This window comes from Rhodococcus sp. LMD (genome assembly GCF_056108245.1).
Map to the genome: position 1 here is coordinate 645321 of NZ_CM148557.1, position 24089 is coordinate 669409.

Consider the following 24089-nt stretch of genomic DNA (forward strand, 5'->3'; position numbering starts at 1 on the left):
GGCGGGGGTCGGGGAACCGTTCCGCTTCCGGCCGCGTCGAATCGGGTAGAGCTGATCGACAGCGGACGGGGGACACATGGCACAACGAACCGAATTCACGGGACGGATCGGAATCGATCCGCCGCTGAACCGACACGAGATCGACTTTCTCGTCGCGTTCGCCGGACCGGCCAGTGGCCCCCACCGGTCCCCGGCCGACGGGCTGCCCACCCGGGGGCGACCGCTGTCGTGGTGCCAGTGGGTACCCACCGCCGACGGCGCCGCGCTGGTGTGGAACGGCGGCGAGTGCTTCTACTTCTACACGGAGTGGCTGGCCTACCTGATCGACACCTTCCTCTCGCGCCGGGCGCGGCTGCGGCGTGCCTCGCGTGCGGCGGTCCCGTCCGGGAACTTCACGTTCGATCACGTTCTCACCGGCACGGTCGACGTCCGCACACCGGCCGGCACGCTGCGACGAATCACCGTGCGGGACAACCATGTCCAGGAGTGCGTCGTCGCTGGGCCGAGTCCCGTGGTCCGGCCTCCGGGAGATGTGGCGGTGTCCTGAGCTGTTTCGCAGTCATCGCGTGAGGGTGGCGACGAACCGCACCCGATGTCCCGGCCCGAGCTGCGCGGCGACGGGAAGATCGGCGGGCAGGACGACGGCGATCACCGGGTGGTCGCCGACGACGGGATGGTCGGCCAGGAACAGGATGGGGTTGCCGTCCGGGGGGACCTGCACCGAGCCCGGGGCGGTCGGCTCCGGACGATCGGTTCCGCCACGCGCGAGATGCAGCTTGCCGGGTCCCTGCAAGCGGATGCCGATGCGGTCCAGCTGCGGGGTCACGGCCCATGTCTCGTGCAGCAGCGCATGCACCGAACCGGCGCTGAACTCTCCGGGGTGCGGGCCCAGATGCACGCGGAGCAGTGCCGGGTCCTCGGGCGGGGCCGGTGGCGGGATCTGTTCCTCGCCGGGTAGCTCGCCCGTCAGGGTGCCGACCGGTATCCGGTCGCCGTCCCTGAGCCGGTCGGGCCCGGTCCCGGTCAGGGTGTCGGTGGATCGGCTGCCGTGGGTCTCGGGCACGTCGATTCCGCCGCGTACCGCCAGATACGAGCGCACTCCGCTCGTCGGATTACCGAGGGCCAGCACGGCGCCGTCGTCCAGCCTGAGCACCGAGTAGTCGGCCTCGGGGTGGCCGTCGACGGTGACCGGCACGCGGGCGCCCGTCACCGCAACGACGTTCGCGCCGATGCTGCGCACCGTCAGACCGCCGGCGGTGATCTCGAGCGTCGCCGCAGACGGGTCGTTGCCGACCAGGCGGTTCGCAGCGTCGTGCGCCGTTCGGTCGGCGGCGCCCGATACGCCCAGCCCCTGGTCCTCGCGTCCCGGCCGGCCGCGGTCCTGGACGGTGGTGAACATTCCGCTGTGGACGACTTCGAGCCCTTGCATGGGGGAAATTGTCCTCGCCCCGCCGCCTGCGGAGGGCGCGTCCGGGGGATCTCGCTGCCCCCGAACATATCCGTCCCGGACCGGCGGTCGGCGATCAGCCGGCGAGCGACACGCAGCCCCTCCGAGCGACGGCGAGGCGCGCCACATCTTGCCGAAGTAATACGGTCGATCGTATGCTCATCCGCATGACGACAGTATCGAAGCCGCTCACCGAGGACACCGATCCGCACGTCCTGCCACCGGCCACGGCCGCCGCGATGCTCGAGGGTGCACCGTGGAAGCGGTACGCCGTGTTCGGCGACAGCCTGTCGGTGGGCGCAGGCGATCCCACGCCCGGCTACGACAACCTCGGATGGCCCGCTCGGGTCGAACGGGTTCTTCGAATGGTCGAACCCGACCTCCGATACCTCAACACGGCGCGCATCGGTGCCACCACGGCGCAGGCGCTGGAGGAGCAGGCCGAGCGGATCGCCGCCTTCGAACCCGACCTGCTGCACGTCAACAGCGGTGCGAACGATCTCCTGCGCCGCAATCCCGACTGGGATCGGATCGAAGACGGACTGCGCACGATGTACACCTGGGCGGCGGGGACCGGCGCCCAGCTCAGCGTCCTGACGTTGGGTCGCGCATTCGTCATCCCGGCCTTCCCGGACTGGACCGAGCGTGTCGCCCGCCTCAACGACATCACCCGGAAACTCGCCCGCGAGTTCGACGCCGTCCTCGCCGATTCGTGGGACCACCCGCTCAACGACCGCGAGAACCTGCTGAGTGAGGACAAGATTCACTTCGCCACCACCGGGCAGGCCGTCCTCGCGACGTTGGTCCTCGAACAGCTCGCGGCCCGGGTGGGCGCCGACCGGGCCTAGGGGCAGGACTGGATCCGCCACGAAATCGCTGGAGAATCGGGTGACGTAAAATTCACCGCATGTCGAGCGCGACACCCCCGTCGTCGGGAACGGCAAGTCCGCTTGTCGGTGACACCACCGACAAGCGGCTTCTTCGGGGTGCCCGCACTCGTCGCGCGGTCCTGGACCGGGCCGTCGACCTCGCGTCGCTGGACGGTCTCGAGGGGCTGAGCTTCGGACGCCTCGCCACCGACACCGGTCTCAGCAAGGCCGGTATCCAGAGTCTGTTCCGTACCAAGGAGGCGCTGCAACTCGCCACCGTCGATCATGCCCGGTCGATGTTCGTCGATTTCGTCGTTCGTCCTGCCCTGTCCGAACCCCGAGGGGTGGCGCGGATCCGGGAGCTCATCGGACGCTGGATCGTCTACGCGGAACGGCCACTGTTCGCCGGCGGCTGTTTCCAGGCCGCCAATCTGACGGAGTTCGACAGCCGGCCCGGCCCGGTTCGGGACGCGCTCGCGCGCAACCAGCAGGAGTGGGTCGACGCGCTCTCCGGCGAGCTCGCCGTCGCCGTCGAGAACGGTGAAATCGCCGATCTCGATGCGGATCTCGCGGCATTCCAGATCGACGCGGTGCTGCGGTCCGCGAACACCGCCATGCGCCTCGGAGACGGAGCGGCGGGGGACAAGGTCCGACGCATCGTGGAAGGACTGCTGCGTCCGCCGGGGCGAACCGTCCGATAGGGCACGGTCTCACGCGTGTGATCCGGCGCGATTCGATGACGGGCCCCGTGAGTCGGGGACCTCCGACTTCGTTGTGGGGCAACAATATGCACAGGAACGTCCAACTCGTCGGAATCCGGGTGACCGGTCCGAGCGTCGTCGAGGTTGTTCGCCGACAGGTTGACGCCGGGGGTGCCCTCGGGCATGATCATCGGCAACGGCGCCGCCGTCGGTCCGACCGGCCGATGGGGACGTCGGCGCATGGCTGTCGAGACAGCGGCCACACCGGGTAGGGGACCCCGGTGGCAGGTCATTGGGGGGATTCACCGTTACGGCAACACATCTGGATGTCGGTGTACAACGAGGTCGCCGACGTCCAGGTTGCCGTGCCGGTGATTGATCAGAATGGGCACAGCGCATGATCCTTGGCAGACTCGCCGAAGTGGCATGGCGTCTACCTCGCACCGTGGTCGGGGCGGCGATGCTGTTCCTCGTCGTCGCAGGTGTCTATGCAGCGCCGGCCGCAACCCGGCTGCCGTCCGGTGGATACGATGTTCCGTCATCGGAATCAGCTCGGGCAGAACAGATTCTGGACCAAACGTTCCGAACGGGTGGACTGCCGGTGGTGTTCACGGTCACCGACCCTGCGGGAGCCGGCAGCGTGCGAGCGCGCGGCGAATCCTCCAGGATTGTTTCGGCACTGCAAGATTCGCCACACGCGGGCCAGATTGCGTCGTACTGGACTGCACCCTCCCCGCTCGACCAGGCCCTGCTGAGTGCGGACCGGAACACCGGGCTGGTCGTCGCACGAATCGCCGGCGACGATCGGGAGGCACCGATCAGGGCGCACGAGATCGCGGCGTCCCTCGTCGGAACCCGCGACGGTGTGACCGTCACCGCCGGTGGTCAGGCCATCACGTACTACGAAGGCACACAACAGTCCCGAAGTGATCTGATCCGGCTCGAGATCATTGCGGTACCGCTGACCTTCATCGCGCTGGTCTGGGTGTTCGGCAGTCTCGTCGCGGCGCTGCTCCCGCTGCTCGTCGCGGCTATCGCTGTCGTCGGCACCGGTGCCTGCCTCTGGGCGCTGTACGCCGTCACCGACGTCTCGGTGTTCGCGGTGAACCTGGCGACGGGCCTGTGCTTGGCTCTCGCGGTCGACTACACGCTGTTCATCGTCAACCGATTCCGTGAGGAACGGGATGCGGGGACCGACGCACACGCGGCGCTGGTACGCACCATGCTGACGGCCGGCCGGACCGTGTTCTATTCGGCGCTGACCATGGCGGTGACCCTGGCGACGTTGCTGATCTTCGAACCGTATCTGCTTCGCTCCCTGGCATATGCCGGACTTGCGAGTGTCGGATTCGCGATGGCGGGTGCGCTGTGCGTCGCGCCGGCGCTGATCGTTCTCGCAGGAGATCGCATCGACGCACTCGATGTGCGAAAGCCGCTGCGACGCTGGTTCCGTCGCGAAGCCGTGCCGATCCGCGCCGTCGAGGATTCGTTCTGGTACCGCACGTCGGCGGCGGTGATGCGACGACCGGTCGTCGTCCTGGTGACGCTCACGATCGCGCTGCTGACCCTCGCGTGGCCGTTCCAGGGTGTGCAGTTGGCGTATCCCGACGACCGGGCGCTGCCGGAGTCGACGACTTCGCGGCAGACGGGCGACATTCTGCGAGCCGATTTCGCCCAGGACTTCGCCGGCTCGACCCCGATCGTTCTGACCGGTGCAGTGACGACCGTGCCGCAGGTCGCGGACTACGCGAGGGAACTCTCGACAATCGACGGTGTCCTGTCGGTCAGCAGCCCCGGCGGGGTGTATGCGAAGGGCATGCAGATCAGCCCACTCCGAGTCGATTCGGCAATCTCCGGTGACAGCGCATACGTCACGGTCTCGACCACGAAGGACCCGTACTCACAGGAGGGCAAAGAGCAGCTCGAACGGTTGCGCGAGGTCCGGTCGCCGGCACCCACACTCTTCGGCGGCCTCGCGCAGCGTGACCTCGACAACGTGCACGGCATCACCGACCGCGTGCCCGTCGCAGTCGCGCTGATCGCTCTCGCGACGTTCGTGCTCATGTTCCTGATGACCGGCAGCGTGGTGCTTCCGGTCAAAGCGCTGGTCACCAACGCCCTCTCGCTCACAGCCGGATTCGGCGCCATGGTGTGGATCTTCCAGGACGGCAACCTCGGGGGTCTGGGTACCACCGCGACCGGACACGTCACGGCGTTCGTTCCACCCCTGCTCGCTGCCATCGCCTATGCGCTCTCGATGGACTACGAGGTCTTCGTGTTGTCGCGCATCCGCGAGGAATGGCTGGCGACCGGGAACAACCAGAGGTCGGTGTGTGCCGGCCTGGCGCGGACAGGTCGCATCGTCACGGCCGCCGCGGTCGTCATGACGGTGGTCTTCCTGGCGATCACCGCCGGGGAGGTTTCGTTCATGCGCGGACTCGGCCTCGGACTGACCATCTGCGTGCTGGTGGACGCGTTCGTGGTGCGCACGTTCCTCGTCCCGGCCGTCATGGCACTGACGGGCCGGTACAACTGGTGGGCGCCCGCGCCGCTGGCCCGATGGCACGCCAGACGCGGATTCCGCGAAGGGGAAGCGGTCCCGATCCCAGAACTACGAAAAGAGCAGTCGCTGTGGACAACCTGAACAGATTCGAAACCGAGGCCACGCATGCGGTCGCGCGGGCCGAGTGGTTTCTCGCACTGGTGGTCGTCGTGGTGCTGGCCGTCGCCCATCTCGACGAGATCGACTGGGTGGCGTTCGTCGCGCTCTTTCTGATCATCGACATCATCGGCTACATTCCGGGCGCGATCGCGTACCGGCGCAGCGCGGATCACGCGGTTGCGAAGGGCTACTATGTCGCCTACAACGTGATGCACAGCTTCCTCACGGCAGCCGCGATTGCGGCGGCATGGTCGCTGATCTTCGGTCCGGAATGGGCGCTTCTCGCACTGCCGATCCATCTGTGCGGAGACCGAGCTCTGTTCGGAAACACCATGAAGCCGTTCGGAATCTCGTTCGAACCGGTGAAGCATCCGGAGTTCGATGCCTTCGACCGTGCCTACCACCGCGTCGGTGTCCGCTCCGACGATTCCACGAACCACAGGGGGTTTCGACGTGCGCTTCCTCGCGCGTGAACGTGCCGTACTCGAGCAGTTCCTGCCGGGACTCGACGACGCGCTGGCCGATGTCCCGCTCGCGGACCTCGAGGGCAGTGCGGCCCTCGGTATCCCGCTGCTGCGTGATGCCGGCGGAGCCGGACTCGTGATTCCGGTCGAATACAAGGGCAAGGGCGCGAATGCTCTCGATGCCGTCAGGATCCAGCGGGCACTGGGCTCGCGGTCGCCGTCCCTGGCCGTGGCGAGCACCATGCACCACTTCTCCGTGTCCAGCCTCGTGCTGCTCGCCGAGACCGGGGGGAAGGAGTGGCTCGTCCTCGAAGCGATCTCCGCGAAGAACATGCTCGTCGCGTCCGGATTCGCGGAGGGCCGCCCCGACGGCCACATCCTCACCCCGACCATGGACGCCACCGTGACGGCCGACGGGGTCCGGGTCAGCGGGACGAAACGACCGTGCAGTCTGGCGCGGTCCATGGACCTGCTCACGGCCAGTCTCCGGCTGCCCTCCCCGGACGGTCGCGGGGACCGGCTGGCCGTCGCCCTCATTCCCGCCGACGACCCGGGTGTGACGGTCGCTCCGTTCTGGTCCAGCTTCGCTCTCGCCGGCGCCGAGAGCGATCAGGTGACGATCGACGACGTCCTGGTGCCTGCGGATCTGGTGGTACTCACGGAGGTGACCGAGGACGGGCGGCTCGACGCCGTCCAGACCGCGGGTTTCGTGTGGTTCGAGCTGCTCATGGCCGCCTCGTACCTGGGTGCGGCCAGCGCACTGGTCGAGCGTGTGCTGTCGGTGGAACGATCCGCCGACGTCGAGCGGATGCAGCTCGTCTCGCGCACCGAGAGCGCGCACGCGGCGATCGAGAACATCGCCCGGCAGGTCCCGCACGCGCAGACGGACGCGGGGCTCCTGGCCGACACCCTGTTGGTGCGGTACGCGGTACAGGACACGATCGCGTCGGTGGTACCCCGAGCGGTCGAACTGCTCGGTGGCATGAATTTCATGACGTCGGACGACGTCGGATACCTCGCCGCGGCCGTCAACGGCCTCGGCTTCCACCCGCCGTCGCGCACGCGAATGGCGGGACCGCTGACGCGCTATTTCGCGGGCAGCCCCCTCGAGATCGCATGAGGAGCGAAGAATGACGTGGCGTAGAAAGACACTGTTGTTGACCGGCGGCTCCGGCGTCGTCGGACGGGCACTGATCGACGAACTGTCGCACGACTTCGACGTGGTCTGCATGCGCAACCGCAACCCGGTCGACGACGTCCGGGTCAGCGAGTTCGCCGGGTCCTTCGCCGAACCGCGGCTCGGCCTGTCCGCCGGCGACTACGCCGTGCTGTCCCGCCGGGTGGATGTGATCGTGCACGCGGCGGCGGCAACCAGTTGGCGGGAGGACCCGCGACGGATTCGTGAGGTCAATCTCGGTGGCCCGACGGCATTGCTGGAGCTGGCGACGCAGGCATCGGCGCCGCTGTACTTCTTCAGTACCGCCTTCGTCGCGGATCCACCTTCGGCACAGGGACATTCGCCGGGAGCCGCGGCCTATGTGCAGTCCAAGATCGAAGCCGAGGCGCTCGTCCGGTCGCATGCCGTGCCGAGTGTGATCGTGCGGCCGTCGATCGTCATCGGTGATTCGGCGGACGGGCGGATGGCGGCGTTCCAGGGTCTGCACGCCGTGCTGGGAGCGATCGTGCGGGGCTCCGCACCGATGATCCCGATGCCGGCGAACGCTCTCATCGACTTCGTACCGCAGGACCTGGTTGCGGCCGTCATCGGCCGGCTCGTACGTCAGGAGGTCACCTCCGGCGAGTACTGGCTCACAGCCGGCGACCAGGCATTGTGTGCACGGCAGATCATGGACCTGTGCATGGGCCTGGCGGGTGACCTGGGTCTGTCGACGCGGGAACCGCGTCTCATCCCGACCGAAGCCGTGGACCGCCTGATCCTTCCGCTGCTGGAGGATTCGCTTCCGGCCCCACTCCAGGCGAAGTTCCGCGATCTGCTCGAGTTCGCCTGGCTCTTCCAGAGCGCCGACCCGTTGCCGAACTCGCTGCCGGAACTGGGCTTCGCCGCGCAGGTCACCACGGAGGAGCTCCGGAAGACGGCCTACCTGTCGATGCGCTACTGGGCGCAGGTGAAGGGGCTCGTGGCCGGCGACGACGACGGGCGGGCGGCGTGACCGCCTCGGGCGTCCGGACCGGGATCGAGGACCTCTGCCGTGCTCACCAGGGCAGCGGGCGGGCCGCTCTGGGCCGTCTGCTCGGGGGCATGGAGGAGATCGCGTCGGAGGGCGCCTGGGTCGTCGTCGCGGACGGTCGGCGCTTCCTGAACTTCGGCGGCCACGGGGTGTATCTGCTCGGGCACCGGCATCCGGAGGTGACGGCAGCGGTGCACCGGCAGATCGACACGCACCCGATGTCGACGCGCGTCTTCTTCGAACCCGCGGGCGTGCACGCGGCGGCGGCACTGTCCGCCGTCACGCCTGCGGGCCTGGACCTCGTGCACTTCGTCAACTCGGGCGCCGAGGCCACCGAGGCGGCGTTGAAGCTGGCGCGGGCACATGGCAAGACCGAGATCGTCACGACCGTCAACGGCTTCCACGGCAAGACCCTGGGGGCACTGAGTGTCACCGCCCGCCCGGTCTTCCAGAGGCCGTTCGAGCCGCTGCTGCCGGGGGTGACCGCCGTGCGGTACGGGGACGCCGCCGAACTCGACGCCGTGCTCGCCCGGGTCGCGGGCCGGGGCGTCCTCATCGTCGAGCCGGTACAGGGTGAGGGAGGGGTGATCGTGCCCCCTCCCGGCTATCTCGCCGCCGCGGCCGATCTGTGCCGACAGCACGACGCGCTGTTGATCGTCGACGAGATCCAGACCGGTCTGGGGCGCTTGGGCACGTGGTGGGGTATCGACGACGCTCGGATCGTTCCGGACATCATGCTCGTCGGTAAGGGACTCTCGGGCGGTGTCGTCCCGATCTCCGCGATGGTCGCCACAGCAGAGACGTATCAACCGTTCGCCAAGGACCCGTACCTGCATTCCTCGACCTTCGCGGCCTCGCCGATCGCGTGTGCGGCAGCCGCGGCGACGATCCGGGTCATGCGCGACGACGACATCGTCGGCAAGGCGGCGGATCTGGGCCGGCGCCTCGTCCACGCCGTCGGGAACGCCGTGGCGGCTCACTCCTCGGCGCACCGCATCGAGGTCCGCGGCCGCGGACTGCTGATCGGCATCGAGTTCGACGATCCTCGATCGGTCGGAGACCTGTACCTGAACCTCGTCGATCGCGGGGTTCTGGTCAACCACTCCCTGAATTCGCCGACAGTGCTACGTCTCACCCCGCCGGCCGTCCTTTCCGACGGTGAACTGGACTTCTTCCTGACCGCGTTCACCGACGCGCTGTCCGCTGCCTTTTTCGCCTGAGCCCTACAGCAAGGAGAACCCCCATGCGCAGTGTCACCATGTCGTTCGTCCTCCCCGGAATCGACCCGAGCGCCGCCTTCGACCGGATCGGCGACTTCGAGAGCTACCCCCGATTGACCGAGGCTGTGGTCGCGGTCGAGGTGGCCCCCGGGGACGCCGGCGAAGTCCGGTCCAGCTGGACCGTCAAGTTCCGCAAGGGGCTGCTGCGCTGGACCGAGCACGATGTGCTCGACCGCGACGCCGGAACGATCGCGTTCACGCAACTCGAAGGGGACTTCGAGGTGTTCGACGGAACCTGGCGCATCGGCCGGACGGAAGACGGCGCGTCGGTGGTCTTCGACGCCCGGTTCGACCTGGGCATTCCGTCACTGGCCGACATTCTCGACCCGGTCGCCGAGGGTGCGCTGCGCGAGAACATCGCCCTCATCCTGTCCGGGTTGTTCGGCGAGATACGACAGCCGGCGCTGGCGGTCGACGCGTGACCACCACCCAGGACGCCGCGCAGCACCTCGCGCGGCGAGATGCGCTCGCCGTGCTGCGGGACTACGCCCGGAGTTCGTCCGCGTTCCTCGCACTCAACGAGGGCAACCGGTACTTCACGGTGCCGGGTCGCACCGGGTTCGTCGCCTACCGGCCGGTCGGCCGACGTTACTGGATCCAGTTCACCGGTGCCGTCACCCCCGAGCACGATCGATCCGCCGTCGACCATGCCTTCGCCGAAGCGGCGAAGCGCGCCGGGAAACGGGTCGTGGCCGTGCAACTGGAGCGGTCCGATGCCGAGCGCGCAGCCGCGAACGGATGGGTGGTCAATCAGTTCGGATCCTCGTACAGCATCGACCTCTCCGCATTCAGCCTGCGCGGCCGGAAGTTCGTCAAGACCCGCAACATGATCACCCGTTCGCGTCGTGAGGGGGTGACCGTGCGCGAGGCGACGCCGGAGCAGCTGACCGACCCCGCGTTCGCCACCCGACTGGACCGGCTCGATGCCGCGTGGTTGCGGAACAAGGGGCGTCACGTCAAGGGACTCAGGCTGATGGTCGGGGAGCGCGGCGGCGAGGTCCAGGAGCAACGCCGGCTCTTCGTCGCCGAAGCCGCCGGCCGGATCGTCGCGTACATCTCCTACTCGCCCGTCTTCGGCGAGAAGGCCGGCTGGCTCTACGACTTGACGCGGCGATCCCCGGACGCGCCACCCGGCGTTGTCGAGCACATCTTCGCCGAGGCGGCACAGGTGCTGCGCGAGGACGATGCGCCCTGGCTGCACCTGGGGCTCACACCGTTCGTCGGCATCGACCCGGACGCTGCTCTTCCGGGTGCGTCCCGCATGCTGAGCACCGCAACAGGACTGATCGCGAAGCACGGTTCGGCCGTCTATCCGGCCGCGAGTCAGCTGGCCTTCAAGCTCAAATGGCGTCCCACCCTGGTGACGCCGGAGTACATCGCATTTCCCGGTCGTGTTCGCCTGCGAGACCTCTGGAGTCTCGCCCGGGCGACGAATTCGCTCTGAAAGGAGGAACAATGGTCGATGCGACCCGGTGCCTGGACACGGCACCGATCTGGAAGCAACTGGCGGATTACGTCCCCGATGCACCACGACTTCGCGGGTCGGCCGGGGCCGACCTCGTGGTCGTCGGCGCCGGACTCGCCGGACTCACCGCGGCCTACTACGCGGCCAGGGAACGGCCCGAACTGAACATCACCGTCCTGGAGGCCGGCCGGATCGGATCGGGGGCGACGGGCGCCAGCACCGGCATCGTCGGTCCCGGTCTGAAGATTCCGCTCGCGTCGCTGAGGAGGAAGTACGGCGACACCACGGCGCGCGCCGCCTTCGGCGCCTCCCAGCACGGGGTGAACCTGCTGCGCGAGCTCATCCGGACCGAGCAGATCGACTGTGATGCGCGAGAGGAACCGCACACGCTCGCGGCGCTCACGCCTCGTCAGCGCGAGCGGATGGCGGCCCACCTGATGCACCTCGAACAACTCGGCTACGGCGTCGAGTGGCTCGGGCCGCAGGACCTCGTCGAACGGGCGGGACCGGGATACGTGGCCGGATTCTCGTACGAGAACGTGCTGCTCGTGGATCCGTACCGCCTGCTGCTCGGTCTGGCCGACGCACTACGCCGCCGCGGTGTCGAGATCCACGAGCACAGTCGTGTCGTCGACATGCAGCCGGCACGAGGGGGTGCGACCAAGCTCTACACCGCGTCGGCCGACATCACCGCGGACCGTGTCCTGTTGGCCGTGGACGGGTACGCGCAGAAGCTCAATCCCTTCCCGAACTCGGTGGTGACGATCCGAGCTCACGTACTGGCCACCGACCCGCTGAGCTTCGAACAGCGCGCCGCCCTCGGCTGGAACGGTCGTGGCGGAATCATCGACCAGCGAAACTATTTCAACTACTACCGAATGACCGCCGACCACCGGCTGGTGTTCGGCGGGGGACCGGTCGTCGTACCGACCGGCGATCCCGTCCCCGACGCCCGCACCGCGGATGCGGTACAGCAGAGACTTCGTCGCGAGATCGGTGAGAGATTCCCGATTCTGAAGGATGTGCCGGTGGTGGCGAGATGGACTGCGCTGGCCGGGAGCACCGAGGACCGGCTGCCGGTCGTCGCTCCGGTGCCCGGACGGCCCGGTGTCCTCTACGCGGGCGCCTGGTGTGGTCACGGTCTGTCGCTCGCCGTGGATTCCGCCTGGCGCTTCGGGCGGACGGTGGGCGGCAGCGCGGCCGACAGCACCCTGCCGTGGACCCGCCTGCGGGGCCTGACACTGCCGAAGCCCGCGCTCGAGGCCGGCACGAGGGCATACCTGCGGATGCTCGACCTCGCCGATCGGCACGACCTGCGGACCGGATCGCCGAAGTCCCGGGAGGACGTGCCCGGACGCGTCGCTCCGGCCGAGGAAGGAGTCTTCTCATGAGCGCGAAGATCGATTCGGCCGTCCTGGCGCCGCCGACGGACGACATCCCGCCCGGTGCCGGGACGCAGGATCCCGTGCCGCCGAGCGGTGCGGGAACCTGCGAGGGGGCGAGCAGCTCGAGCTCGACCGGTGAACCGTGCATCGAGACCGCCGACATCGTGATCGTCGGCGCCCGGATCGCGGGGTGTGCACTCGCCGTCCGCTTCGCGGAGGCGGGAAAGCGCGTGGCGCTGCTCGATCGTGGTGAGCGGGAAACGGATGTGCTCTCCACCCACTACCTGCAGGACCTGCGGCTGTGGGACGAGCTGGGTGTGCTGCGTGAGTTGCACGAGTTCGGTGCTCCACCACTGCATTCCACTCGAACGGTCATGGACGGAGTGGACATGTCCGTGCATCACCCGCAGTGGCCGCGGATGTGTGTGCGACGGTCGGGCCTCGACGAGCTCCTGCGCCGCAGGGTCGAAGCCGTCGGGGTGCCGGTGCGCACCGGCGTGACGGTGCGACGGCTGCTGAAGGAGAACAACGGACGGGTGCGGGGGGTGCTGGCGACGAGAGCCGACGGCAGCGAGATCCGGATCCTGGCACCGCTGGTCGTGGGTGCGGACGGCAGGAACTCGACGGTTGCCAAGCTCGTGGGTTCCGCCAAGTACGCGGTCACCACCAACGATCGTGATGCCGTCTGGCGGTACTACCGGAATCTGCCGGTGCCGCCCGAGTTCCAGCTGGTTCGTGACGGCCGCGACATCTACTTCATGGTCCCGTGCGACGACGGCCTGACCCTGGTGGTCGCCCAGCCGCCCCGCGACGACCCCCGCGACTACCGGAACAGGGAGGTGTTCGAGGAGAACGCGCAGCGCATCATCCCCACGTTGCGCGGTCTCATGGCCGCCGCGGAACAGGTCGGTGACGTCCGCCAGGTACGTCGGATGGACGGCTACTTCCGGGAGGCGGCGGGACCGGGCTGGGTGCTGATCGGCGACTCCGGGCACTTCAAGGACGTCATCACCGGCCAGGGGATCTCCGATGCCCTGCGGCAGGTGCGGATGTTCACCCGCACGGTGCTGCCGGAATGGGGGAGCCCGCGCACCATCGACCGCGCTACCCGACGGTGGTGGAAGGAACGCGACGCCGAAGCGCGTCCGATGTACTACTTCTCCCGGTCGATCGGACTGGGTCTTCCGACCAATTCGGTGGACATCGAACTGTTCCGATACATCAGTGCGTCCCGGCGGCGCAGGGACAATCTCACGCTCATGCTGAGGCACGAGTACAACCCACGCAGGCTGATGGGTCTGCCCGCGGCGGTGTCCATGGTCCGTGCCGCGAGTCGGCCGCACAACTCGGTGGTCTCCGTCGTCGACGATGCGCGGGCATCGCTGTACCGGCAGTTCGGCCGGAAGCAGGCGAGGTGACGTGACGGTGCACAATCGATTCCAGCCCGGCTGGCGGCATCCCGATCTCGGCGAACGCGGCGACGTGCGTATCGGGTCGGGGGCGGTACGCTACTTCGAACGCGGAGACGGCGAACCGATCGTCCTCGTCCACGGCGCGATGGTCAACGCGAACCTGTGGCGCCGGGTCGTGCCCCCGCTGTCGACGCAGTTCCGGTGCGTGACGCTCGACCTGCCGTTCGGATCGCACGACGCCGGCGTGCCCCACGTCGACCTGTCACTCCCCGGGCTGGCGCGACTGGTCGTCGACTCGATCGAGACGCTCGGGCTCAGTGGCGCAACCGTGCTGGCGAACGACACGGGCGGCGCGGTCGCGCAGCTCGTCGTCGCACAACGTCCCGATCTCGTCGGACGCCTGGTCCTCACCTCCAGTGATGCGTACGGAGACTGTCCGCCCGCGGCATTCGGCTTCTTCAAGCTCGCGGCGTCGGTGCCGGGAGGCCTGCTCCCGATTCTGGCGCCGATGACGGTGCGGTCCTTGCGGCGTCTGCCGATCGCCCAGGGCTGGCTCACCCGACGAGCACTTCCGCCCCACATCTCGGATTCGTATGTGCTGCCGGCGATCCGGGATCGCGGAGTGCGTCGGGACCTGGCGCGAGTGGTGACCGGTCTGCAGTCGCGGCACACACTGGAAGCAGCGCGGCACTTCGACAGGTTCGACGGTCCCGTCCTCGTCGCGTGGTCCCGGGAGGACCGATTCTGTCCGCCTGTCAATGCGCACCGGCTCACGAGGGACTTTCCGGATGCACGGCTGGAGTGGATCCAGGACGCCTACACCCTCGCACCCGAGGACCGACCCGAGCGGGTGGCCGCACTCGTCTCCCACTTCATCACCACGACCGAAACGAGAGTCCCACATGACCGATGATCGTCGCGCATGGTGGCGCCATCGCAGTCTCGGCACACGGCGCGAGCTCACACTGTCCACCGGCCGGCTCGCCTACTTCGAGGCCGGTGCCGGTGAACCGATCGTTCTCCTCCACGGTCCACTCACGAATGCGAACGTCTGGCGCAAGGTGGTTGCCGCTCTGTCCGGGCGCTTCCGCTGCATCGCGCTGGACCTTCCCTTCGGCGCCCATTCCGTCCCGATGCCCGACGCGGATCTGTCCTTCGCCGGATTGGCGGCGATCGTGACGGAGGCGCTCGAAGCACTCGATCTGCGTGAGGTGACGCTGGTCGGCAACGACGGCGGCACCCCCGTCGCTCAACTGGTTGCCACGACGCGGCCGGACCTCGTCCGACGGCTGGTCCTGACGGCCGGCGGTGCGTACGACAACTGCCCACCGCGGCGGTACCGGGCGATCATGAAGGCCATCGCCTACGCGCCGGCGGCGCGTGAACTGATCCTCGGCCCGTTGCGCATCCGGGCCCTGCGGCGGCTCCCGATGTCCTACGGCTGGCTCGCGCGTCGACCGGTCGAACCGGCCACCTCCGACTCGTGGGTCCTCCCGGGCCTCGAGAGCGACGCCGTCTACGCAGACCTCCGCCGTATGCTCCGCAGCCTGGAACCGAGCGCTGTCCTCGCGGCCGCAGAGTCGTTCGGCGACTTCCCGGGGCCGGTGCTGGTCGTGTGGTCCCGGGAGGATCGCGTGTTCCCACCCGAACACGCCGAGCGTCTCGCCGGGGATTTCGCGGATGCCGGACTCGAGTGGATCGCCGACTCGTGTTCGCTGCTTCCCGAGGACAAACCGTTCGAAGTGGCACAGCTGCTCGCGGACTTCGTGCAGCGCACCAGCTCGGTGCCGGCTGCCGCAATCTCGACGAACCAGGAGAGCTGAGACGATGCTGGAAATCAGTAGACCCGAGGTGGCCGACGACACCCGCACCTTCGACGTCGCCATCATCGGTGGCGGCATCGGCGGAACCGCGCTCGCGGCGATCCTCGCCCGCAACGGCGTCCGGGTCGTGATGATCGAAGCCGGCGGACACCCACGCTTCGCGATCGGGGAATCGACCGTGCCGGAGACGATCGTCGGGCTGCGGGTGCTGGCGCGTCGCTACGACGTCCCGGAGCTGGGATACCTGGCCGGGCACAACACACTTCGCCGGAAGGTCAGTGCCGCATCCGGTGTGAAACGCAATTTCGGATTCGCGTACCACCGCGAAGGAGAGCCGTTCGCGGCCGAGGAATGCACACAGCATCCGACGTGGAGCCCGCCCATCGGCCCGGATTCGCACTTCTTCCGGCAGGACGTCGACGCCTACATGTTCCAGGTCGCGCTGTCGTACGGTGCGACGGGTCTGACCTACACACCGGTCACCGCGGTCGACTTCGACTCCGACGGGGCGACCATCCGGACCGCGTCGAGCGGTGACTTCCGGGCCGGCTTCGTGGTGGACGCGGGAGGCATGCGCAGTCTGCTGGGCGAGCAGCTCGATCTGCGCATCGACCCGCCGTACCGGACCCGGTCCCGCACGATCTTCAACCACTTCGTGGGTGTCGAACCGTTCGACCGCGTGGCCCCGCCGCGCAAGCAGCACCTGATGCCGAGCCCGTTCTCCCAGGGAACGCTGCACCACCTGTTCGAGGGCGGCTGGGCGTGGGTGATCCCCTTCGACAACCACGTGGGCACCACCAGTCAACTGTGCAGTGTCGGAATCAATCTCGATATCGACGTGTACCCGAAACGAGACGGCGAGACGCCGGAGGAGGAGTTCTGGGCGCACGTCGATCGCTTTCCCACGATCCAGCGGCAGATGCGGGCGGCCAGGGCGGTGCGGCCGTACACGTCCTCGAACCGGAGCCAGTTCGCATCGAAGCGGATCGTCGGCGATCGCTGGGTCCTGCTCCCGCATGCCTCCGACTTCATCGATCCGCTGTTCTCCAGCGGTCTCGCGGTCACCATGATGATCCTCAACGCACTCGGTCACCGTCTGATCTCCGCCGTCCGGGAGGACGACTTCTCGGTGGAGCGGTTCGAGTACGTCCAGACCTGGACGAAGCGGTCGTTCCGGTACTACGACGATCTCGTCAGCTTCTCGTACACCTCCTGGGACCACTTCGACCTGTGGAATGCATGGCACCGGGTGTGGTGCCTGGCCACCATGTACGGCGCCAACGCGCAGATGCAGACCGTCATGGAGTACGAGAAGACCAGGGACAAGGCGGTGTTCGACCGGTTGGAGCAACCGCCCTACCGCGGGCTGCAGGCCGTCGACAATCCGCGGTTCGCTGCGATGTTCGATGCGGCGTGCGCGGCGATGCAGGCATACCGCGACAAGGAGATCGACGCGACCGAGGCCGGCCATCGCATCCACGTCGCGCTGAAGGAGAGCGAGCTGGTTCCGTCCGCGCGCTGGACCGGTTGGCGAGCGCTCGACCCGGACAATCGTCTGCCCACGGGTGAGTTCACGCTGTGGGACATGACCCGGCTTCTGTTGTGGGGCAAGTACGCCAGTCCGCCCCACATCCGCGGAACCTACTTCACCAACGGATTCGCCGGAGTGGCGAAGGAAGCGGGCAAGTTGTATCTGTCGGAGCTGCGCCACGGCAGCGGGCTGAGCATGCAGGTGGCCCGCGACATGGTGTCGTATCGCAACCGGGACTGGCGTCGGGTCGGCGGACTCGACTAGGCGACTCCGATGACATTGGCACTCGACCTCACCGCGCCGCTGCCGGCGCACTGGTTGCTGGTGTTCCTGGTGCAGGTCACCGTGCTGTTGCTGGGTGCGCGGGTCCTCGGCGGCCTGGCGGTCAGGCTCGGCCTGCCCGCGCTTGCCGGGGAATTGCTGGCCGGAGTGCTGCTCGGTCCGTCCGTCCTGGCGCACGTTGCTCCCGGCGTGTGGGGGTGGCTGTTCCCTGCGGAGGGCGGGCAGGTCCACCTTCTCGACGCCGTCGGCCAGTTCGGCGTACTGCTGCTCGTCGGTCTGGCGGGAATGCACGTGGACGTCGGGCGTCTGCGACGACTGGCCGGCCCGGCAGCCAAGATCAGCCTTGCCGGCCTGCTGATCCCCCTCGCACTCGGTGTCGGCATCGGTGCGATCGCGCCGCCCCCCATGCGCCCGGAGGGCACGAGCCCGGCCATCTTCGCGATGTTCGTCGGGGTGGCGATCTGCGTGACCGCAGTCCCGGTCATCGCCAAGGTGCTCATGGAACTCGGGCTGACCGACCGCAGGATCGGGCAGCTCGTCCTGTCCGCAGCGGTGATCGACGACGTCATCGCCTGGTTCCTGCTCTCGCTGGTGTCCGCGTTGGTGACGGCCGGGGCACTGGGGGTATCGGACGTGCTGGAGCCGGTCGGATGTCTCGCCGGTGTCGTGCTCTTCGCCGCGACGATCGGCAGGATGCTCGTGCGCCGCGCGGTGCGCCACGCCGAGGCGTCACGCGATTCGACTGCGATGGTGAGTACGACGGTGATCCTCGTCCTCGGCGGTGCGGCGGCCACGCACGCCATGGGACTGGAGCCGATCCTGGGCGCGTTCGTCGCCGGCGTCCTCATCGGCTCCGGCGGCGTGCGCGCGCCGGTCCTCGCACCCCTGCATGCGGTTGTCATGTCGGTCCTCGCCCCGCTGTTCTTCGCCACCGCGGGGCTCCGGATGGACCTGTCCGGTCTGCTCCGGCCCGGTGTCCTGCTGGCGACGACCGGGCTCCTCGTCGTGGCCGTCGCCGGGAAGTTTGCCGGTGCGTTCGTCGGCGGCAGGCTCAGCGGTCTCGACCGCGCGGAATGTATCGCCCTGGGGGCCGGGATGAACGCACGCGGTGTGGTGGAGGTGATCATCGCCACCGTCGGCCTGAGCCTGGGAGTGCTCGGCACCGAGGCGTACACGGCCCTGGTCCTGGTCGCCGTCGTCACGTCCGTCATGGCCCCGCCCATCCTGCGCCGCGCCGTCGGCCGCTCCGACCGCGCTGCCGCGGAGGAACCCGGCGCGCGACCCGCCGAGTCCCGGTCCGGGGCCGGCACCGTCTCACTCGAGGAACCACGATGACCCTGTCCCGATCCGAAACCTCGCATCCCCCGACATCGCTGCCGCCCGGCCCGAGGTTGCCCGCCGTGGTCCAGACCCTGCTGTTCACGCTGGCGCGGCATCGCATCTATCCCGTGCTCACGCGGCGCTACGGCGACACCTTCCTGATCGAGCCCACCGCGCCGTACCGGCCCATGGTGGTGCTCGGACGGCAGGAGGACATCCGGACGGTCTTCGCCGGCAGCCCCGAGATCTACCATGCCGGCGAGGGCAATGCCATCATGCGCCCGGTCATGGGCGAGCACGCCGTGCTGGTCACCGACGAGGACCGGCACAAGCGGGTCCGGCGGCTGCTCACGCCCGCGTTCAGTGCTCGGGCGCTGCAGGGCTACCGCGACGACGTGACCACGCTGGTCCGGCACGAGGTCGCGCACTGGCCCGTGGGCCGCCCCTTCGCCACATTGGAGCGGCTGCAGGACCTCATGCTGGAGGTCATCCTCACCGTCGTGCTGGGTGTCACCGCGCCCGACCGCCTCGCCGAGTTGCGACCCGCGATCCGGCACATCACGGAGATCGACCCGATCACGTTGATGGGACTGCACAGCCCGAAGCTTGCGCGGATCCGGCCCTGGAGCACGCACTGGAAGCATCAGCGCAGATTCGACGAGATCGTCTACGCCGAGATCTCCGAACGTCGGGTCGCGGGCGACCTGCACGACCGAACCGACGTGCTCTCCCGGCTGGTGCAGGCCGCGGTGGACGACGCAGACGGTGGGCTCGGCGATGCAGAACTGCGGGATCAGCTCATCTCCATTCTCCTGGCCGGTCACGACACCACGGCCACGGGGCTGGCATGGGCCTTCCACGAACTGGTCCGCAACCCCGGCGTACTGGCAGACGCGCAGAAGGCGGCGGACGCGGGGGACGACGAGTATCTCGGCGCGGTGGCCAAGGAGGCGCTGCGCCTCAAGCCGGTGATCCAGGATGTGGCCCGCCAGCTCACCGCACCCGTGGAACTGGGCGGATACCGGTTGCCCGCGGGCATCACCGTGCTCCCCGCGATCGGCATCGTTCACGCCGACCCCGAGCATCACGAATCACCGGGCGAGTTCCGGCCGGAGCGGTTCCTGGGCGTCCAGCCCGCGGCGAACACCTGGATTCCGTTCGGCGGCGGTGCACGCCGGTGTCCGGGTGCCGCGTTCGCGGCCATGGAGATGACGGTCGTCCTGCGGGAGGTGTTGCGCGCCTACGATCTCAGCCCGCCCGGCCGGCGTCCGGAGAAGCAGAAGGCACGCAACATCACGACCGTTCCGTCGCGGGGAGCTCGCGTAGTGGCCCGGCGACGCACCACGAAGGCGGTGACGCCGTGAGCCCGACCGTGTTCACGGGAAAGACCTGTGTGGTCACCGGTGCCGGGTCCGGAATCGGCCGCGCACTCGCGGAGAACCTGGCCGGTCGGGGTGCGCGACTCGCTCTCTCCGACATCGACGGCAGCACTCTGGCCGAGACTGCGCGCCGATGCGAATCCCACGGTGCCTACGTGTCGACGGCACTTCTCGACGTGTCCGATCGAGACGCCGTCTCGCGGTACGCCGAGGAGGTGGTGGCGGAGTTCGGCATCGTGCACCAGGTGTACAACAACGCGGGCATCGCCTACTTCGGCAGTGTCCTGGAGTCGGACTTCGCCGACATGGAACGCGTCCTGGCGGTGGACTACTGGGGCGTCGTACACGGGACGAAGGCGTTCCTGCCGCACCTCGTCGCGTCGGGCGACGGTCACGTCGTCAACATCTCGAGCCTTTTCGGCTTGCTCTCGCTGGGCGGGCAGAGCGCGTACAACTCGGCGAAGTTCGCCGTCCGAGGGTTCACCGAAGCGCTGCGCCAGGAGATGATCGCCGAACGGCTTCCGGTCCGGGTCACGTGCGTGCATCCGGGTGGGATCAGGACTGCGGTGGCACGCAACGCGACGACGGCTCGGGGGATCGACGCGGCGTCGGTCGCGGAGATCTTCGATCGGCGGCTGGCGTTCCATTCACCGGAGATGGCGGCCCGGGCCATCGTCGCCGGGGTGCGACGTCGCAGGGCGCGCGTGGTGATCGGCTGGGAGGCGAAGGGGCTCGACATGTTTCAGCGGGTGACCGGAGCGGGGTATCAGCGGGTACTGGCCGTGACCAATCCGTTCACCGTCGCAGCGGATCGGAACCGGAAATGACCGAGCACTTCGATGTCGTCATCGTGGGGGCCGGGCTGTCCGGTATCGGCGCCGCCTGTCGTCTCGGGCGGGAACTTCCGGACAAGACGTTCGCGATCTTCGAGGCACGCGCGTGCCTCGGTGGCACCTGGAGTCTGTTCACCTATCCGGGGGTCCGATCCGACTCCGACATGTTCACCCTGAGTTACCCGTTCAAGCCGTGGCGCGGCGCGGACGCGATCGCCGGCCGGCAGGCGATTCTGGACTATCTCGAGGAGGCCGCGGCGGAGGGCGGCATCGCCGGCAGGATCCGGTACAACAGCCGTGTCGTCGAGGCGTCGTGGGATTCGGCCCGCTCGCGGTGGAGTCTCACCGTCGAACAGCGGGTCGGCCCGGACGAGACGGCCCGCCGCACCGTGACGTGTGCGTTCCTCTACGCCTGTGCCGGGTACTACGACTACGAACGCGCGTACACCCCCGATTTCGAGGGCATCGAGTCGTTCACCGGAACGGTGGTCCATCCGCAGTTCTGGCCCGGGGAACTGGACTACACGGGCCGACGCGTCGTGATCATCGGGAGCGGAGCCACGGCCATCACCTTGGCGCCGTCGATGGCGGAGCGCGCCGAGCACGTGACGATGCTGCAGCGCTCACCGACGTGGGTGTTCCCGCTGCCGCGCCGGGACATCGCTGCGGACTGGGCGCGGGCGGTGCTGCCGCCGCTCGCAGCCCATCGGTTGGTGCGTGCGAAGAACATCGCCTTCACCGGCTCGCTGTACTGGTTCTGTCGACGGTATCCGCGGGCCGCACGGTCGCTGCTGACCCGTCTGGTCACCCGCTCCCTGCGGGATCGGGACACCGTCGCCGAGCACTTCACCCCCACCTATGCGCCGTGGGATCAGCGGCTGTGTGCCGTCGTGGACGAGGATTTGTTCACCGCGATCCGGCACGGCACGGTCACGATGGTGACCGACCACGTCGACCGGTTCGTCCCCGCGGGGATTCGTCTGCGGTCGGGGCGTGTCCTCGAAGCCGATATCGTCGTCACCGCAACCGGATTGCAGATGCAGGTGTTCGGCGGCATCGACTTCGTCGTGGACGGCCGGCCGGTGACGATGTCCGACGAGTTCCTCTGGCAGGGCACGATGGTGACCGGGGTGCCGAATTTCGCGGCGGGGATCGGATATGCGAATGCGTCGTGGACGTTGCGCGCGGATCTCAACGCACGCGTGATGTGCAGGGTGCTGAGCCATATCGACCGCAACGGGCAGGTGCCGGTGGTGCCGCGCCGGGAGGAGACGCTGGCGGCGCGTCCCTTCCTGGACCTGTCGTCGGGGTACATCTGCCGGTCGGTCGATCGGTTTCCGCGTCACGGAGATCGAGATCCCTGGCGGGCCAGGAACTATGTGCGCGACGCTCTCACCCTTCGGCGCACGTCGCTGCGGGGGTCACTCGTGCCGTTCGGGTCCACGGGAGCATCTCGTCGACGCGAAGACTGTCCGGGACAGAATGTTTCGTCGTCCGGCCGGACCAGACTTGTGTAGACCATAGTCAGCCGTTTAGAGTCGGGCCATGGTCGAATCAAGTCGGACGATGGTCGGCGAGCAGACGGGTGACGCCCCGGTTCGGGACCGGTCCAATCTCATGTTGCTCGTACTGTGCTCGGCGGCGTTCATGGCGATGCTCGACGTGTTCGTCGTCAGCGTCGCCTTCGCCGCGATCGGGGAGGGGTATCCCGGATCGTCCCTGGCGGACCTGAGCTGGGTCCTGAATGCGTACACCATTGTGTATGCGGCCCTGCTCATTCCGGCCGGCCGGCTGGCCGACCGCTACGGTCGCAGAGCGGGGTTCGTCGTCGGGCTCGTGGTGTTCACGGTCGCGAGTCTGGCGTGCGCGCTCGGTCCGACGCTCTGGTGGCTCGTCGGATTCCGGGTCCTGCAGGCGGTCGGGGCGGCGGCCCTGACTCCCACGAGCCTGGGTCTGCTGCTGACGGCACTGCCGCCCGAGCGGCGCGCCACTGCGGTGAAGATCTGGGCCACGTCGACCTCCCTGGCCGCGGCGGTCGGGCCGGTGATCGGCGGGGCGCTCGTGAAGGTGTCCTGGCAGTGGGTGTTCCTGATCAACGTGCCGGTCGGCATCGCGGCGGTGGTGGGGGCCGTCGTGCTGCTGCCCGAGACGAAGGACGCCACCGTGACGCGGATTCCCGACGTCCTCGGCGCGGCGGTGCTCGCGGTGGCCCTGGGCTCGCTCGCCCTCGCGCTGGTGAAGGGGCAGGAGTGGGGCTGGTCGGGAACCGGCACCCTGACTGCCTTCGCGGTCGCCGTCGTCGGGCTCGCCGCAGTGGCCGTCCGGATGCGACGGCACCCGGCGCCGGTCGTGGATCCCGCGCTGCTGCGGGTGCGGTCCTTCTTCTGGTCGAACGTCACCGCCCTGCTGTTCTGCACGGCCTTCGGCGCGGTACTGCTGAGCGTGATCCTCCGCCTGCAGACGGGTGCGCACTACAGCGCCCTGGTCACGGGTCTGGCGGTGGCACCCAGCCCGCTGATGGTGCCGATCTTCGCGGCGGTGAGCCAGCGCCTGTCGAATCGTCTCGCACCGTCCACCCTCGTGGCGATCGGCAACGTGCTCGTCGGCGTGGGGGTGATCATGCTGGCCGTCAGCGCCACCGAGGAGGTGAACTACGCCACGCAGGTGCTGCCGGGCTGGCTCCTCGTCGGTGTGGGCGTCGGCTTCTCGCTGCCCAACCTCCTGGCCAAGGCCACGGTCGATCTGCCGCCCGCACGAGTGTCCACGGGCAGTGCGGTGGTCAACACCAGCCGTCAGATGGGGTACGTGCTGGGCGTGTCCATGCTGGTCGCCATTCTCGGCGAGTTCGGTTCCGCCGACGCCGAGACGCTGGCGGTGTTCACGTACGCATGGTGGGCGATCGCAGTGGTCGCGCTCGCGAGTGCCGCCACCGCGATGGGGATGAGGTCGCGCCGAGCGTCCGCCGAGGCGCTCCGGTAGCGGCAGCCCGGCGGCGGACCCGCCGGTCGCGTCGTGCGCCGCGACATCGGATCCTCGATGCCGCGGCT

The 24089-nt window shown here is 68.5% G+C and carries 21 protein-coding genes; 20 read left to right on the forward strand and 1 reads right to left on the reverse strand.

The annotated features are described in order from the left end of the window. Positions 1-76 precede the first annotated feature (76 nt). Entirely contained in the window at positions 77-547 is a 471-nt protein-coding gene (locus tag ACWPQI_RS03000; RefSeq protein ID WP_040273753.1) for a hypothetical protein, read from the forward strand. 12 nt (positions 548-559) lie between these two features. Here the strand turns inward: ACWPQI_RS03000 and ACWPQI_RS03005 are convergent, their stop codons facing one another. Further along, a complete protein-coding gene (locus ACWPQI_RS03005) occupies positions 560-1429 on the reverse strand; it encodes a 5-oxoprolinase subunit C family protein (RefSeq protein WP_026137814.1) in 870 nt (289 codons plus the stop codon). Positions 1430-1614: 185 nt separating this feature from the next. Between ACWPQI_RS03005 and ACWPQI_RS03010 the strand changes: the two genes are divergently transcribed. The 19 genes from ACWPQI_RS03010 (at position 1615) to ACWPQI_RS03100 (ending at position 24021) form a co-directional block, all read left to right on the forward strand. Further along, positions 1615-2295, forward strand: coding sequence for an SGNH/GDSL hydrolase family protein (locus ACWPQI_RS03010; protein WP_234420158.1), 681 nt, complete (start codon positions 1615-1617; stop codon positions 2293-2295). Between the two features lie 59 nt (positions 2296-2354). Next, positions 2355-3017 (forward strand): TetR/AcrR family transcriptional regulator, encoded by a 663-nt coding sequence (locus ACWPQI_RS03015; RefSeq protein ID WP_474738634.1) that lies wholly within the window; start codon positions 2355-2357, stop codon positions 3015-3017. A gap of 397 nt (positions 3018-3414) precedes the next feature. Beyond that, the gene (locus ACWPQI_RS03020) at positions 3415-5661 is read left to right on the forward strand and encodes an MMPL family transporter (RefSeq protein WP_210062557.1); all 2247 of its coding nucleotides are present in this window, start codon (positions 3415-3417) and stop codon (positions 5659-5661) included. Next, positions 5649-6152, forward strand: a complete 504-nt coding sequence (locus ACWPQI_RS03025; protein ID WP_010594572.1) for a hypothetical protein — start codon at positions 5649-5651, stop codon at positions 6150-6152. The genes ACWPQI_RS03020 and ACWPQI_RS03025 overlap by 13 nt, the downstream gene beginning before the upstream one ends. Next, positions 6133-7263 carry an acyl-CoA dehydrogenase family protein gene (locus tag ACWPQI_RS03030; protein WP_040273761.1) on the forward strand — a complete coding sequence of 377 codons (1131 nt, stop codon included), beginning with the start codon at positions 6133-6135 and terminating at the stop codon, positions 7261-7263. The genes ACWPQI_RS03025 and ACWPQI_RS03030 overlap by 20 nt, the downstream gene beginning before the upstream one ends. A gap of 10 nt (positions 7264-7273) precedes the next feature. Beyond that, positions 7274-8314: an SDR family oxidoreductase gene (locus ACWPQI_RS03035; RefSeq protein WP_230831691.1), complete on the forward strand. Its 1041-nt coding sequence runs from the start codon at positions 7274-7276 to the stop codon at positions 8312-8314. Beyond that, a complete protein-coding gene (locus ACWPQI_RS03040; protein ID WP_040273763.1) occupies positions 8311-9552 on the forward strand; it encodes an aspartate aminotransferase family protein in 1242 nt (413 codons plus the stop codon). The genes ACWPQI_RS03035 and ACWPQI_RS03040 overlap by 4 nt, the downstream gene beginning before the upstream one ends. 23 nt (positions 9553-9575) lie before the next feature. Further along, positions 9576-10034 carry a type II toxin-antitoxin system RatA family toxin gene (locus tag ACWPQI_RS03045; protein WP_010594568.1) on the forward strand — a complete coding sequence of 153 codons (459 nt, stop codon included), beginning with the start codon at positions 9576-9578 and terminating at the stop codon, positions 10032-10034. Further along, positions 10031-11056: a bifunctional lysylphosphatidylglycerol flippase/synthetase MprF gene (locus ACWPQI_RS03050; protein WP_082061329.1), complete on the forward strand. Its 1026-nt coding sequence runs from the start codon at positions 10031-10033 to the stop codon at positions 11054-11056. Before ACWPQI_RS03045 ends, ACWPQI_RS03050 begins: the two co-directional genes overlap by 4 nt. 11 nt (positions 11057-11067) lie before the next feature. Then, a complete protein-coding gene (locus ACWPQI_RS03055; protein WP_010594566.1) occupies positions 11068-12468 on the forward strand; it encodes an NAD(P)/FAD-dependent oxidoreductase in 1401 nt (466 codons plus the stop codon). Further along, entirely contained in the window at positions 12465-13880 is a 1416-nt protein-coding gene (locus ACWPQI_RS03060) for an NAD(P)/FAD-dependent oxidoreductase (RefSeq protein WP_474738635.1), read from the forward strand. The genes ACWPQI_RS03055 and ACWPQI_RS03060 overlap by 4 nt, the downstream gene beginning before the upstream one ends. A 1-nt stretch (position 13881) precedes the next feature. Further along, positions 13882-14787: an alpha/beta fold hydrolase gene (locus ACWPQI_RS03065; protein WP_474738636.1), complete on the forward strand. Its 906-nt coding sequence runs from the start codon at positions 13882-13884 to the stop codon at positions 14785-14787. Further along, positions 14777-15697, forward strand: a complete 921-nt coding sequence (locus ACWPQI_RS03070) for an alpha/beta fold hydrolase (protein WP_140188261.1) — start codon at positions 14777-14779, stop codon at positions 15695-15697. Before ACWPQI_RS03065 ends, ACWPQI_RS03070 begins: the two co-directional genes overlap by 11 nt. Positions 15698-15701: 4 nt before the next feature. After that, the gene (locus tag ACWPQI_RS03075; protein WP_010594562.1) at positions 15702-17492 is read left to right on the forward strand and encodes an NAD(P)/FAD-dependent oxidoreductase; all 1791 of its coding nucleotides are present in this window, start codon (positions 15702-15704) and stop codon (positions 17490-17492) included. 9 nt (positions 17493-17501) lie between these two features. Continuing rightward, positions 17502-18845 carry a cation:proton antiporter gene (locus tag ACWPQI_RS03080; RefSeq protein WP_010594561.1) on the forward strand — a complete coding sequence of 448 codons (1344 nt, stop codon included), beginning with the start codon at positions 17502-17504 and terminating at the stop codon, positions 18843-18845. Beyond that, the gene (locus ACWPQI_RS03085) at positions 18842-20194 is read left to right on the forward strand and encodes a cytochrome P450 (protein WP_051059587.1); all 1353 of its coding nucleotides are present in this window, start codon (positions 18842-18844) and stop codon (positions 20192-20194) included. Before ACWPQI_RS03080 ends, ACWPQI_RS03085 begins: the two co-directional genes overlap by 4 nt. Then, positions 20191-21036: an SDR family NAD(P)-dependent oxidoreductase gene (locus ACWPQI_RS03090; protein ID WP_017680946.1), complete on the forward strand. Its 846-nt coding sequence runs from the start codon at positions 20191-20193 to the stop codon at positions 21034-21036. Before ACWPQI_RS03085 ends, ACWPQI_RS03090 begins: the two co-directional genes overlap by 4 nt. Next, the gene (locus ACWPQI_RS03095) at positions 21033-22559 is read left to right on the forward strand and encodes a flavin-containing monooxygenase (RefSeq protein WP_010594558.1); all 1527 of its coding nucleotides are present in this window, start codon (positions 21033-21035) and stop codon (positions 22557-22559) included. Before ACWPQI_RS03090 ends, ACWPQI_RS03095 begins: the two co-directional genes overlap by 4 nt. A 49-nt stretch (positions 22560-22608) precedes the next feature. Further along, the gene (locus ACWPQI_RS03100; RefSeq protein ID WP_082061330.1) at positions 22609-24021 is read left to right on the forward strand and encodes a DHA2 family efflux MFS transporter permease subunit; all 1413 of its coding nucleotides are present in this window, start codon (positions 22609-22611) and stop codon (positions 24019-24021) included. The last annotated feature ends 68 nt before the right edge of the window (positions 24022-24089 follow it).

Bases quoted from the DNA above. Each gene is read 5' to 3' on its own strand.
- ACWPQI_RS03080 (WP_010594561.1), top strand. From the start codon at position 17,502: ATGACATTGGCACTCGACCTCACCGCGCCGCTGCCGGCGCACTGGTTG.
- ACWPQI_RS03015 (WP_474738634.1), top strand. From the start codon at position 2,355: ATGTCGAGCGCGACACCCCCGTCGTCGGGAACGGCAAGTCCGCTTGTC.
- ACWPQI_RS03060 (WP_474738635.1), top strand. From the start codon at position 12,465: ATGAGCGCGAAGATCGATTCGGCCGTCCTGGCGCCGCCGACGGACGAC.
- ACWPQI_RS03045 (WP_010594568.1), top strand. From the start codon at position 9,576: ATGCGCAGTGTCACCATGTCGTTCGTCCTCCCCGGAATCGACCCGAGC.
- ACWPQI_RS03070 (WP_140188261.1), top strand. From the start codon at position 14,777: ATGACCGATGATCGTCGCGCATGGTGGCGCCATCGCAGTCTCGGCACA.
- ACWPQI_RS03095 (WP_010594558.1), top strand. From the start codon at position 21,033: ATGACCGAGCACTTCGATGTCGTCATCGTGGGGGCCGGGCTGTCCGGT.
- ACWPQI_RS03000 (WP_040273753.1), top strand. From the start codon at position 77: ATGGCACAACGAACCGAATTCACGGGACGGATCGGAATCGATCCGCCG.
- ACWPQI_RS03055 (WP_010594566.1), top strand. From the start codon at position 11,068: ATGGTCGATGCGACCCGGTGCCTGGACACGGCACCGATCTGGAAGCAA.
- ACWPQI_RS03005 (WP_026137814.1), bottom strand. From the start codon at position 1,429: ATGCAAGGGCTCGAAGTCGTCCACAGCGGAATGTTCACCACCGTCCAG.
- ACWPQI_RS03020 (WP_210062557.1), top strand. From the start codon at position 3,415: ATGATCCTTGGCAGACTCGCCGAAGTGGCATGGCGTCTACCTCGCACC.
- ACWPQI_RS03100 (WP_082061330.1), top strand. From the start codon at position 22,609: ATGGTCGGCGAGCAGACGGGTGACGCCCCGGTTCGGGACCGGTCCAAT.
- ACWPQI_RS03085 (WP_051059587.1), top strand. From the start codon at position 18,842: ATGACCCTGTCCCGATCCGAAACCTCGCATCCCCCGACATCGCTGCCG.
- ACWPQI_RS03010 (WP_234420158.1), top strand. From the start codon at position 1,615: ATGACGACAGTATCGAAGCCGCTCACCGAGGACACCGATCCGCACGTC.
- ACWPQI_RS03075 (WP_010594562.1), top strand. From the start codon at position 15,702: ATGCTGGAAATCAGTAGACCCGAGGTGGCCGACGACACCCGCACCTTC.
- ACWPQI_RS03035 (WP_230831691.1), top strand. From the start codon at position 7,274: ATGACGTGGCGTAGAAAGACACTGTTGTTGACCGGCGGCTCCGGCGTC.